Origin of the sequence: Microbacterium sp. AG790 (assembly GCF_003634765.1) — a bacterium.
GTDB lineage: Bacteria > Actinomycetota > Actinomycetes > Actinomycetales > Microbacteriaceae > Microbacterium.
Map to the genome: position 1 here is coordinate 925,878 of NZ_RBWZ01000006.1, position 12,736 is coordinate 938,613.

Consider the following 12,736-nt stretch of genomic DNA (forward strand, 5'->3'; position numbering starts at 1 on the left):
TTGAATGCTGCACAGCGCCTGTGCGCTCGCGCACCGGCCCCCGCGCGCGGGCTCGGCTACGTGCGGCGCCGCGCGTACCGGTGCTCTGGGCGGCCGGTGGTGCCGTAGCGCAGCCGCACCTCCACGATGCCGCGGGTCGCCAACGCCGCGAGGTGACGCTGGGCGGTGGCGCGGGAGACGCCGGCGCGATCGGCGATCTCCGATGCCGAGGACTCGTCGTCGCCGAGCGCCCCGAGGATCACCTGCTCCGTCGCCGATCGCGACACCGAGGACGTGTCGCTGCCCGCGTTCAGGATGCCGAGGGCCCGATCGATCTCGTCCTGAGTCACCGTGCGCTGTTCGTCGAGCACGTTGCGGAAGCGGGCGTAGCGATCGAGGACGTCGACGAGCGTGCGCCGCTCGAACGGCTTGACGAGGTAGCCGAGGGCGCCGGCGCGCAGGGCGCGGCGCACGCTCGCCGCGTCGGTCGCGGCCGAGAGCACGAAGGCATCGATCGGGGTCTCGCGCACGAAGGCGATCCCGTCGCCGTCCGGCAGATACGCGTCGACGAGCAGAAGGTCGGGGTGCTCGGAGCGGACGGCGGCGGTCGCGTCGGCGAGCGTGCGCGCCGGCTCGAGCGCGTGGTAGGCGGATCTCTCCGCCACGATCTCGCGATGCAGCCCCGCGACACGGAAGTCGTCGTCGACGACGAGGACGCGCAGAGGTGTCGTCATGGGGTGGGATCCCTTCGGTCGGCGAATCCGTCCGGTGCAGGGCCGGGTTCGGGGGAGTCCTCGGCGGGGACGTCGCCGAGAACGCCGTGCAGCCGGGCGCCGAACACGGCACCCGTGTGCGGCGAGGTTCCTCCGGCCGCGATGAGCCACACCTCGCCGCCGCGGCGGCGCGCGAGCTCGCGGGACAACGGCAGGCCCACGCCGAGCCCGTGCACCCGGTCGATGTCGGCGCCGTCGCGGCGGCCGCGTGAGAAGAGATCGATGTCGGCGGCCACCCCTGCGCCGGAGTCGGCGACGGTGAGGACCAGATCGTGCCCGTCGCCGAAGCATCCGATCTGCACACGGCGCGGCGGGGCGCCTTCGACGGCGGCGCGCACCGCGTTGTCGACGAGGTTGCCGAGCACGGCGGCCACATCCTCCACCTCGATCAGCGGTGCCAGCAGCAGCGAGTCCGGGTCGACGGATACGCGTACGCCGCGCTCGCCCGCCTCGAGGCCGTGTGCGCCGATGAGGGCATGCAGGAGGCTGTCGCCGATGCGGTCGATGTTCTCGACCGGGTAGTCGACCGGTCCGCGATGCAGCTGCTCGCCCAGGAACTCCCGGGCCTCGCCCGGGCGGTCGGCGTCGAGCATGCCGACGGCGACGTGGAGGCGGTTGGCGAACTCGTGGCGCTGAACCCGCAGCGCGCCGGTCATGGCCCGCACCGTGTCGAGTCGTTCGCTGAGCGCGGCGACGTCGGTGCGGTCGCGGACGATCAGCACGGTGCCGAGGTCGCGCCCGCCGCGGCGCACCGGCTGCGCATCGGCGTAGAGCACCCGCTCACCCACGACCACACCCTCGCTCGCCGTGCCGTCACGGGCCGCTGCGAGGATCGCGGGGGCGATGCCCAGCTGCTCCAACGTCGCTCCCGTGGGCTCCTCGAGCCCCAGCATCCGCCGCGCTGCTTCATTGCAGAGGCGCACGACGCCGTCGTCGTCGAGGGCCACGACCCCGTCGCCGACCCCGTCGAGGACGGCGGCCTGATTCTGCACGAGAGCGACGAGCTCTTCCGGCTGCAGACCCAACGTGAGCCGTTCCCATCGCCGTCGCAGCATGATCCCGGCGACCGCCGCGAGCAGCACGCCGGCACCGGCGGCCGCGGCGACCCCGCCGAGCAGCGCCGGCAGATCATCGAACACGCTGGCCGGTTCGAACCCCACGCTCACCTCGCCGACCGGGGAGGCGTTCGCCGGGCGGACGCCCTCCGCTCCCGGAGGCCAGATCGGCACCTTCGCGCGTGCCGAGACGCCGAGCGTGCCCTGCTGCCACGTGACGACCTCGTTGCCGGCGAGCACCTCGCGGAAGTCGGTGCTGACCGGCTGGCCGAGCAGGGCGGGATCCGGGTGGGCCAGCCGGATGCCGTGGTCATCGGTGATCACGACGAACAGGGTGCCGGTGCGTGCGGTGACGTCGGCGGCCAGATCCTGCAGCGGAGCGTCCCTCAGGTCCGCGCCGCGGGGTGTTCCGGGATCGGCGCTGATCTCGGCCACCGCCGCGCGCACCTGTGGATCGACGGCGACGGTGCGGGCGATGTTCAGGGCCGATGTCTCGGCCGCGGCCCGCAGCTGCTGGATGCCGAGCAGCACGAAGACGAGGACGCAGGCGGCGACGACGACGGCGACCGTCGCCAGCTGCACGAGCATCACCCGCGTCGCGAACCTCATCTGGTGAGCATAATGCGCTGAACTCGCGTTGCGCGCAGAAGTCCGTGCAATGAGAGATACCGCGCGCGGGCGCGGCGGCATCCCTAGAGTCGCGGAATCCGGTCGACGAGGCGCGTCGGCCGCAGACGAAGGAGTCGAGATGCCCCCTGTTCTCACGTCACTCGCGGCCGCGGCCGACGATGGCTACGACCTGGCGTTCACGCCGTCGGACGGTGTGCTGGTCGTCCTCGGGTTCACGATGGTGCTGACGTTCATGGCGCTGATCATGACGCGCCGACTGACCCCCATGGTCGCCCTGATCGTGGTGCCGACGATCTTCGGCCTGTTCGCCGGCGCCGGCTTCGGTCTGGGGGACATGATCATGGACGCCATCAAGTCCATGGCGCCGACGGCGGCCCTGCTCATGTTCGCGATCATGTACTTCGGGATCATGATCGACGTCGGTCTGTTCGACCCCCTCATCCGTCTGATCACCCGCGTGCTCGGCGACGATCCCGCCAAGGTGGTGCTGGGCACCGCGCTGCTGGCCGGGGCGGTGTCGCTGGACGGCGACGGGTCGACGACGTTCATCATCACGACCTCCGCGATGCTGCCGATCTACCTGCGTCTGGGCATGAGCCCGGTCGTGCTCACCTGTGTCGCGGGACTCATGAACGGCACGCTCAACATCGTGCCGTGGGGCGGTCCCACCGTGCGCGCGGCATCCGCCCTGTCGCTGCAGCCGACGGACATCTTCGTGCCCATGCTCCCCTCGCTCGCGACCGGTCTCGTGATCTCGCTGGCCTTCGCCTGGTTCCTCGGCCTCGGCGAGCGTCGCCGCCTCGCCGGCTCGATCGACACCACCCGCATCGAGTCGACCCGCGGCGACGGCATCTTCGCCGCGCCTCGCCTCTTCCGCGGCGCCGAGCCGAAGCCCGGTGCCGCCGCGACGCTGCGTACCGGCAACATCGTGACCGTCCGGGGTGCGCGCGAAGCGGTCGCAGCCACCGCGCTGGTGGATGCCGCCGACACGGCCATGGCCGACACCATGCTCGACCCGAACCGACCCACGCTGCGTCCGCGTCTGATCTGGTTCAACCTCGCGCTGACCGTCGCCGTCATGGTGCTGCTGGTCCTCGACCTGTTCCCGCTGGCGTTCGTGTTCATGGTCGGTGCGGCGATCGCACTGATCGTCAACTTCCCGAAGCTCAAGAGCCAGGCGGACGAGATCGTCGCGCACGCCCCCTCGATCGTCGGCGTCGTGTCGATGGTCCTCGCCGCCGGTGTGCTGGTCGGCGTGCTCAACGGCACCGGGATGGTGACGGCGATGGCCTCGTGGATCACGGCGGTGATCCCCGCCGAGATGGGACCCTTCCTCGCGGTCATCACGGGCGTGCTGTCGATCCCGTTCACGTTCTTCATGTCCAACGACGCGTTCTACTTCGGCATCCTGCCGGTGCTGGCCGAAAGCGCGTCGCACTTCGGCATCGCACCCGTGGAGATGGCGCGCGCGTCCATCACCGGGCAGCCCGTGCATCTGCAGAGCCCGCTCGTCCCGGCGATCCTGCTGCTGGTGTCGCTGGCGAACGTCAACCTCGGAGATCACCACAAGAAGGTGCTGTGGCGCGCCGCGCTCGTCTCGCTGGCGATGCTCGCCGTCGGCGTGCTCGTCGGGGTGATCCCGCTCGCCGCCTGAGAGGGATCACGGCACGGCCGACGGCATCAGCTCCCGTCGGCCGTGCCGTCGTCGCCGGAGTGGGGACGCACGCGCACGATGTTCGTCGTCTCGTCGATGTCGGCGACGCCGGGGTAGGCCTTCACGAAGTCGGAGAAGGACCGGTGCCCCAGCGCCTTCTCGCTGAAGGACGGATCCATCCGCTTGAGCAGGTTCTTCACCGCCGACAGGTGCACCCACTCGTCGTCGGTGCGCTCCTGCTCCAGACGCAGCGCACGCCCGAGAAGCTCCGCCGTCGGGTCTTCGGTCTTCTTGCGCCGGCGCGACGAGGAGGGGGCCGAGGTGGCGGCGGCATCCGCCTTCTTCTGGGTCGCAGCCGACGCGGGCAGCACCACTCCGGGCAGCGAGTCGTAGGAGTCGAACTGGTCGCACGCCGCTGCGAGCGACTTGGCCGTCGAACCGGCCACGCCGACACCCACCACGACGCGTCCGAGACGCTTGCAGCGCTGGGCGAGCGGGACGTAGTCGCTGTCTCCGGCGACGATCACGACGTGGGTGAGGTCGGGCAGGCGGAACATGTCCTCGACGGTGTCGACCGCCAGGCGGATGTCGGCGCCGTTCTTCGCGTACGCCGCCGCGGGGAACAGCTGCACGAGGTCGACGGCGCGGGCCACCAGCTGCGATCGGTAGAGCGCGTTGACCGGCGACGACCAGTCGGCATAGGCGCGCGTGAGCACGAGGGTTCCGAAGGAGGCCGCGTAGTCGATGATCGCCCCGACATCGATCGTGGCATCCTTCAGACGCTGTGCGATCTCGGGGGCATCGGGGTCGGCGATGATCTTCTGGCGGTCGGCGGCGTAGGAGTTGCGCCCGTGCACGCGGTCGTACCAACTCATGACGATGTTGTCGAAGTCGAGGTAGACGGCGACGCGGTTGCCCTGCAGTTCGACCATGTCAGCGCACCTTCGGGTAGGTCACGCCGAGCTGGCCTCGCACGTCGTCGAGCGCGTGCATGATCGCGATCGACTCCGCGAACGGCAGCAGGTCGCTGTCGGTGCGCCCCTCCCGCAGCAACCGCTCGGCGGCGAGGGCCTGGAACTGCATGCCGCGGCCGTCGACGTCGCCGCGGTACTCCTCGATCACGGTGCCGTCGGTCGCGGTGACCCGGAACGAGGTGGGCTCGTACCAGACGCGATCGATGTCGATCCGCGCGTTCGTGCCGACCACGTGGGCCGTGTTCGGGCCGGCGGCCCGCGAGCTGGTCGCGATCGACGAGAGCGCGCCGCCCGTGTGGACGGCGGCGATCGCGACCTCGGTGTCGGCTCCGGTGTCGCCGAGGCGGCCCACGGCGCGGATCTCGGTCATCGGTCCCAGCACGTCCCACGCGAAGGAGACGGGATAGATGCCGAGATCGAGAAGAGCGCCCCCGCCGAGCTCGAGAGCATTCAGACGATGTGCCGGGTCGGTGGGAAGCGACTGCGTGTGGTCGGCGATGACGGTGCGCACCTCGCCCAGCGCGCCGTCGGCGATGAGCTCGCGGATGCGGACCATGTGCGGCAGATACCGCGTCCACATCGCCTCCATCGCCAGCAGTCCGCGCCCGGCGGCGATGTCACGGATCGCGATGGCCTCGTCGGCATCCAGGGTCACGGCCTTCTCGATGAGAACGTGCTTGCCGGCCTCCAGGGCGAGGATCGCGTGCTCTCGGTGATGACTGTGCGGGGAAGCGACGTACACGATATCGACGTCGGGGTCGGCGACGAGCTCTTCGTACGATCCGTGCGCGTGAGGGATGTCGTACGCGGCGGCGAACGCACGCGCCGACTCCGGGCGGCGCGATCCGACGGCGGTGACGGTGAGCCCCGCCGTCCGCAGGTCCTTCGTGAAGGCGTGGGCAATGCCGCCCGTGGCGAGGATTCCCCAGCGGATGGGCGCGGTCGGCACACTCGTGCCGGGGGCGTTGTCGGTCATGCGACGAGCCTAGCCGCGCGCGCGTAGGCTCGAGCCGTGAGTGCCGACACCGAGGCGTCGATCGCCCGATTCCGTGAGCTGCTGCAGATTCCGACCGTCTCGCACGCGGACGAGAGTCTCGTGGACGCGGATGCGTTCACGCGCTTCATCGACACGCTGGCGCGTCTGTATCCGACGGCGCATGCCGCTCTCGAGCGTGAGGTCGTCGATGCCCACTCCCTGCTGTTCCACTGGGCCGGAAGCGGCGGCGGCAGCGGCGGCGCGGCGGATCCGCTCGTGCTGATGGCCCACATCGACGTCGTTCCCGTCGTGGAGGAGGAATGGGGCCACCCGCCGTTCGGCGCCGAGCTCGTCGGCGAAGGGAAGGATGCCGAGATCCACGCGCGCGGCGCCATCGACGACAAGGGCGCGCTCGTGGCGATCATGGAAGCGGTGGAGGAACTGGCCGCGGAGGGCTACGCGCCCACCCACGACGTGTATCTCTCCTTCGGCCACAACGAGGAGACGGCGGGCGGAGGCGCGCGCGCGATCGTGGCGCTGCTGCGTGAGCGCGGGGTCACACCCGCTCTCGTCCTCGATGAGGGCGGCGCCGTCGTCGAGGGCGCCGTCCCGGGCGTCGCGGTGCCGACCGCGATGGTCGGGGTCGCCGAGCGCGGCGTGCTGACGCTGCGGCTGACCGCGCGCGAGAGCGGAGGGCACGCGTCCACGCCGCCCGCCTTCCCCGCGACGGCGCGGCTCGCCCGTGCGATCGATCGTGTGCAGCGGCATCCGTTCCCCGCCCGCATCGCCCCGCCCGTGCGCGCTCTGTTCGCGACGCTCGCCCCGCACGCCGCACAGCCGCTGCGCACCGTCTTCGCGAATCTCGGAGCGCTCGCCCCGCTGGCCGCGCGGGTGTTCGCGCGCTTCGGGCCCGAGCTGAACGCGATGGTGCGGACGACGGCCGTCGCGACCGAGCTGTCGGGCGCCCCGGGCGAGAACGTGCTCGCGACCACGGCGCGTGCCTCGATCAACATCCGCTTGCTGACCGGCGACACCGTCGCCTCGGCGACGGCGCGGATCCGCCGCATCGTGGCAGACCCCGCCGTCGAGATCGAGGTGCGCCACGGGTCCGACCCCTCGCCGGTCTCGCCCTGGCGCGGCGAGCCGTGGCAGCGCATCGCGACCGCCGTCCACGACGCCCTCGGCACCGACATCGTGACGACGCCGTACATCCAGCTCGGGGCGAGCGACAGCCGCTGGTTCACGGCGATCAGCGCGCACGTCTACCGCTTCACGCCCTTCCACCTGACGCGAGGTGAGCGCGACGCGCTGCACGCGCACAACGAGCGCATCCGCGTCGAGTCGTGGCTGAACGGCATCCGCTTCTACCGCGCGCTGCTCACCGCCAGCTGAGCCGACGCGCATCGCCGCAGATCTTCACGTACTCCGCATCGGATCGGGCGAAACGGTGCGGAGTTCGTGCGATCCTGCGGAGTTGCTGGGTGGGTGGGTGCGTCCGCGGAAGCGGCGGCTGCCGCCTCAGGCGGAGAGCGCCTTCGTGATGCGGGGGAGCGAGACGGGCTCGGCGGTGCCGAGCGCCTGGGCGAACAGGCTGACGCGGTACTCCTCGAGCAGCCAGCGTGCGTGCGCGATCGCGGGCGGCGCATCGGCGGCAAGGGGGAGCGCACCGCCGGCCTCCGCGTAGAGCGCCGCCGCGCGTTCGAACTCGGTCAGACGCTGGCGATCCCGGCCCGGATTGTCGGCGAGTGCACGCACCCGCTCCAGGGCGCCCTGCAGGTAGCGGGGAAGATGACGCAGCCGATCGAGGCCGGTGCGCGCGATGAATCCGGGATAGATGATCCCGCTGAGCTGCGCTTTCACGTCGCCGAGCGCAGCCAGCAGCGTCATCGCGTTCTGCGACTTCACGGCACGCTCGACGTCGCGCTGCAGCGTCAGGATGCGTGCCGTCAGCGAGACCGCCTGGAACAGCTCGTCGACCACGGCCGACGACAGGGCGTCGCGGACGGCGGCGAACTGCTCGGGCGTGCGGACACCGCCCGGGGCGACGCGCGCCATCACCGCGTCCGCGACGGCGACACGCGCATCCTCGATGAGCGCTTTCGCGGACGGGTACGGTGACGCCGCGAGTGAGAGCTTCTCGGCAGCGGTGAGATGCTCGAGCACGTACGCGCTCGGCGAGGGCACGGCGAGCAGCAGCAGGCGACGGACACCGGCGTGCGTGAGGCGTGCGGCACGCTCGGGCGTGGACTCGATGCGCAGGGCGACGGCATCCTTCTGGTCCACCAGTGCGGGGTAGCCGCGCACGACGCCGCCGGCGACCTTCGTGTCGACGACCTCGGGCAGCGTGCCGAGATCCCACGTCAGAATGCCGTCGCGCTCGACGATCTGCGGTGCCCCCGGGGCGGATGCCGTCGCCGACGCGTCGCGGGAAGGTATCCCCGAGGCCGACACCCCTGAGGCGCGGGCGACGCGCCCGGCGGGCTGCTGCTCACGCGTGAGCGTGCGGGCGACCTGTTCGCGGGCGCGGCCGGCGAGTCGGCGCTGCAGCTCGGCGAGGTCGCGGGAGGTGCCGACCGTGCGTCCGCGGTGATCGACGGCCCGGAACGTCATCAGAAGGTGTGCGGGCACCCGCTCGAGGTCGAACTCGTCGGCGGTCACGGGCTGGTTCGCCACGCGCTGGATGCGGGCGGCGAGAGCGCTGCGCAGCGTCTGGGGTGGCAGGCCGTCGTGGTGCTCGGGCCCGGCCGCCGCCAGGTCGTCGCCGAGCTTCGCAGCCCAGTCGGCGGCGGGCACCACGTGCCTGCGGATCGTCTTCGGCAGCGCTTTCAACAGTGCCGTCATCAGCTCCGCCCGCAGTCCCGGCACCTGCCAGTCGAAACCGTCGGGGCGAAGCGCTGCCAGCAGCGGGAGCGGCACGACCACGCTGACGCCGTCTTCGGGACTTCCGGGTTCGAACCGGTACGCGAGCGAGAGCACCTGGTCGCCCTGCTGCCAGCGTCCCGGGAACGCGCGTTCGTCCGAGCGTGATGCGTCGCCCTGCAGATCGGCCTCGGTCATGTCGAGCAGCCGTGGCGTGCGGCCGGAGGCGTCGCGCCACCAGGTCTCGAACGAGCGCGCGTCGAACACATCGTGCGGCAGGCGTGAGTCGTAGAACGCGAACACGGCCTCGTCGCCCACGAGGATGTCGCGGCGGCGCTCCCGCTCCTCCACCTTCTCCAGACGGCGGCGCAGGTCGAGGTTCCGCCGCTCGAACGCGGTGAGGCGCTTGTCGAGGTGCTGGCTGTTCCAGTCGCCGTCCACGAGCGCGTGCCGCACGAACAGCTCCCGCGCGAGCGGGCGGTCGATGCGGGCCAGCTGCACGCGGCGGCGCGGGATGATCTCGACGCCGAACAGGGTGACCTTCTCCGCGGCCACGGCGGCCCCGGCATCCTTCGACCAGTGCGGATCGCTCAGCTGGCGGTGCGCGAGATCGCCGGCGAGCTCCTCCGCCCAGGCCGGATCGATCGCCGCGACCGTGCGGGCGAACAGGCGCGACGTCTCGACGAGTTCGGCCGCCATGACCGCGTCGGGGGTCGCCTTGCGCAGCCCCGAACCGGGGAAGATCGCGAACGATGCCCCACGCGCCCCGCGGAAGGTCGCGATCGGCTTGCGCTTGTCGCCGCCGGTGTTCTTGGCGGCGCCGACGGAGCGGGTGTCGAGGATGCCGATGTGCGAGAGCAGACCGGCCAGGATCGCCCGGTGCACGCGTGCGGGGTCGGCGGCGGCGCCGTCGGAGGTCGAGCCCGTCTTCACGCCCATGAGCTGGCGCAGCTGTCGGTGGACGTCGGCCCACTCGCGCACGCGGACGTAGTTGAGGAACTCGCTGCGGCACAGGCGTCGGAAGGCGCTGGAGCCGAGGTCGCGCTGCTGCTCCTGAAGGTGGTTCCAGAGGTTGAGAAGGGTGAGGAAGTCGCTCGTCGGATCGGTGAAGCGTGCGTGCAGCCGGTCCGCCTGCTCGCGGCCGCCGGGGTCTTCCGCTGAAGGGCGCTCGCGGACGTCCTGGATCGACAGCCCGGCGACGATCGCGAGCACGTCGGGCAGCACCTCGAGGCGGCGCGCCTCGATGAGCATGCGCGCGAACCGGGGGTCGATCGGCAGGCGGGCGATCTCCCGTCCGAGGGAGGTGAGCCGGCGCGACGGCGAGACGGCGCGCAGTTCGCTGAGCAGGTCGAACGCCGCCTTCACGCCGCGGCTGTCGGGCTTCGTCAGGAACGGGAAGTCCTCGATGTCGCCGAAGCCGAGGGCGAGCATCTGCAGGATCACCGACGCCAGCGAGGTGCGGAGGATCTCTGGCTCGGTGTACTCGGGCCGTGAGAGGAAGTCGTCCTCGCTGTAGAGGCGGATCGCGATGCCGTTCGAGGTGCGTCCGGCGCGGCCGGAACGCTGCTGCGCCGACGCCTGCGAGACGGCCTCGATCGGCAGTCGCTGGATCTTCGACCGCGCGCTGTAGCGCGAGATGCGCGCCGTGCCCGCATCGATGACGTAGCGGATGCCGGGAACGGTGAGGCTCGTCTCGGCGACGTTCGTCGCCAGGATCACGCGGCGACGCACGCCGGCGAGCGTGGAGCGCTCGAACACGCGGTGCTGCTCGGCGGCGGAGAGCCGACCGTACAGGGGGAGGACCTCGGTGGGACGGGCGTCCTTCGCGTACATGCCGCGGATCGCATCCATCGCGTCGCGGATCTCGGCCTCACCGGGAAGGAAGACGAGCACGTCGCCGTCGGCCTCGCGGTCGAGTTCGCGCAGCGCCGCCATCAGCGCGTCGACGTCGTCACCGTCGGTGGGCGTGTCGACTCGGCCCTTCGGGTCTCGCGCGGCGGCCGGGGTGTCCTTCGGGTCTCGCGCGGCGGCCGGGGCCTCGGGGACGGCCGGGCGGTAGCGGATCTCGACCGGGTACGTGCGTCCGGAGACCTCCACGATGGGAGCCGGAGTGCCGGCGGCATCCGCGAAGTGCTTCGCGAAGCTCTCCGGATCGATCGTCGCCGACGTGATGATGAGCTTCAGGTCGGGGCGTTCGGGCAGGACGCGCGCGAGGTAGCCGAGCAGGAAGTCGATGTTCAGCGAGCGCTCGTGCGCCTCGTCGATGATGATGGTGTCGTAGCGGCGCAGCAGCCGGTCGCGGTGGATCTCATTGAGGAGGATGCCGTCGGTGACGAGCGCGATCTGGGTGTCCTCCGACACCTGATCGGTGAAACGCACCTTGTAGCCGACGGCGCCGCCGAGCGGCACCTGCAGCTCCTCGGCGATGCGCTCGGCGATCGTGCGCGCGGCGATGCGGCGCGGCTGCGTGTGCGCGATCTTCGTGCGCCCGAGCTCGAGGCAGATCTTCGGCAGCTGCGTCGTCTTTCCCGACCCGGTCGCGCCGGCCACGATCACGACCTGGTGATCGCGGATGGCGCGCGCGATCTCGTCCCGCGCGGCGCTGACGGGCAGCTCCGGCGGATAGGAGATCACGGGGACGACGGGAGGCATAGCCCTCCATCGTATTGCGTGCGCGTCAGCGCGCGGCGGCGCCCGCGGCGTCGACGGCGGTCTCGGGCGCCGAGCGGAACCCCGACACCTCGACGATGGCATCGAAGTAGGCGAGGAGGGCGTTCGGGATGTCTCCGAGCGGGGTGGAGAGCACGACAAGGCCAAGCTTCTTGGAATCCGGCACGGGGTACCAGTACTGCGCCACGAGGCGCCGCTGGGTGAACCGCTCGCCGTTTTCGACCTCGACGGACTCGTCGATCCGATGCGCGCGGACGACCTCGCCGTCCGCGAACGGGCGCCGCACGGCCGTCTCTGCCATCTCGGGAGCGATCCGCGGCAGGGCCTCTTCGAGCACAGCGAGCACACGCTCGGGGTTCGTGCCGATCGAGGGGCTCATCCGGAACCGGTCGTCGTCGAACAGCGTCAGCATCGCGGACATCGGCTCTCCGGGGGTGAGCTCCGTCTGCAGCAGCAGCAATCGCCCGTGTGCCTCGCGGGCGGCACGTGCCGCCGCGACCAAGTCGTCACGCATCCGCCGTCGCGGCGTGGCGTTCTCGTCCGCGGTGCCGAGCGTGCCACGCGCGATCTCGGTGGCCGACGCGCGGGCGGCGTCATCCGAGTCGAGATCGACCCGCCACCATATGCCCAAGAGGCGAAAGGCGAGCTCGGGCTCGTGTGTGGTGCTCATGGAACGCGGAGAATCAGCCGAGCGCGGCAAGATCGCTCATCGGCACCACGAGGCCGCCGTCGATCCAGATCGTGGACAGTCCCGAGGGCAGGCCTCGGATGGCATCGGACAGATCGAGGATCTGCTTCGGGTTCGAGGCGTCGCGCGCGACGAGATCGAGCATGTCGGCATCGCCGTGGGCGGAGTCTCGCACGGCGATCAAAACGGCCGTCAACGTCTGGGTCGACACCGGCTCGCTCCCGGTGATGCGGATGACGACCGTGAGCTGGCGGGCGGCTCCCGAAAGGCTCGAGGTCACGGTGCTGGCGCGCTCGACGCGCGGGTCGGAAGTGGCGATCGCGTCGTACACGGGCTGAAAAGCGTCCACGCTACTCTCCAAGGGGGTCGGGACGGGCTGTGGGGCGGCGAACGGGGAGGAGCATCCCGCGAGAGCGCCCACGGCGAGCGCGGCGATGAGAACACTCGTGAACCGGCGATGTGATGCTCCTGCCGTCAT

The 12,736-nt window shown here is 71.2% G+C and carries 9 protein-coding genes; 2 read left to right on the plus strand and 7 right to left on the minus strand.

The window, feature by feature from the left end; translation table 11 throughout:
• Window positions 1-56 precede the first annotated feature (56 nt).
• Both DEU37_RS04930 and DEU37_RS04935 read right to left on the minus strand, forming a co-directional pair.
• Window positions 57-713, minus strand: a complete 657-nt coding sequence (locus DEU37_RS04930; RefSeq protein WP_121189486.1) for a response regulator — start codon at window positions 711-713, stop codon at window positions 57-59.
• Window positions 710-2,395: a sensor histidine kinase gene (locus tag DEU37_RS04935; protein ID WP_121189487.1), complete on the minus strand. Its 1,686-nt coding sequence runs from the start codon at window positions 2,393-2,395 to the stop codon at window positions 710-712. Before DEU37_RS04935 ends, DEU37_RS04930 begins: the two co-directional genes overlap by 4 nt.
• A gap of 160 nt (window positions 2,396-2,555) precedes the next feature.
• On the opposite strand from DEU37_RS04935, the gene DEU37_RS04940 reads away from it, so the two are divergent.
• Window positions 2,556-4,091: a CitMHS family transporter gene (locus DEU37_RS04940; protein ID WP_121189488.1), complete on the plus strand. Its 1,536-nt coding sequence runs from the start codon at window positions 2,556-2,558 to the stop codon at window positions 4,089-4,091.
• A 26-nt stretch (window positions 4,092-4,117) separates the two neighbouring features.
• Here the strand turns inward: DEU37_RS04940 and DEU37_RS04945 are convergent, their stop codons facing one another.
• Window positions 4,118-5,023 carry an NYN domain-containing protein gene (locus DEU37_RS04945; protein ID WP_005052342.1) on the minus strand — a complete coding sequence of 302 codons (906 nt, stop codon included), beginning with the start codon at window positions 5,021-5,023 and terminating at the stop codon, window positions 4,118-4,120.
• Window position 5,024: 1 nt separating this feature from the next.
• Window positions 5,025-6,041, minus strand: a complete 1,017-nt coding sequence (locus DEU37_RS04950; RefSeq protein ID WP_121189489.1) for a Gfo/Idh/MocA family protein — start codon at window positions 6,039-6,041, stop codon at window positions 5,025-5,027.
• 36 nt (window positions 6,042-6,077) lie between these two features.
• Between DEU37_RS04950 and DEU37_RS04955 the strand changes: the two genes are divergently transcribed.
• Window positions 6,078-7,433, plus strand: coding sequence for a M20/M25/M40 family metallo-hydrolase (locus DEU37_RS04955; RefSeq protein WP_121189490.1), 1,356 nt, complete (start codon window positions 6,078-6,080; stop codon window positions 7,431-7,433).
• A gap of 126 nt (window positions 7,434-7,559) precedes the next feature.
• On the opposite strand, the gene hrpA is transcribed toward DEU37_RS04955, so the two are convergent.
• From hrpA to DEU37_RS04970, 3 genes are read right to left on the minus strand one after another with little or no spacing between them, the layout of a single operon-like run.
• Window positions 7,560-11,552, minus strand: a complete 3,993-nt coding sequence (gene hrpA, locus DEU37_RS04960) for an ATP-dependent RNA helicase HrpA (protein WP_121189491.1) — start codon at window positions 11,550-11,552, stop codon at window positions 7,560-7,562.
• 25 nt (window positions 11,553-11,577) lie between these two features.
• Window positions 11,578-12,240, minus strand: a complete 663-nt coding sequence (locus DEU37_RS04965) for a hypothetical protein (protein WP_121189492.1) — start codon at window positions 12,238-12,240, stop codon at window positions 11,578-11,580.
• Between the two features lie 13 nt (window positions 12,241-12,253).
• Entirely contained in the window at window positions 12,254-12,736 is a 483-nt protein-coding gene (locus DEU37_RS04970) for a hypothetical protein (RefSeq protein ID WP_121189493.1), read from the minus strand.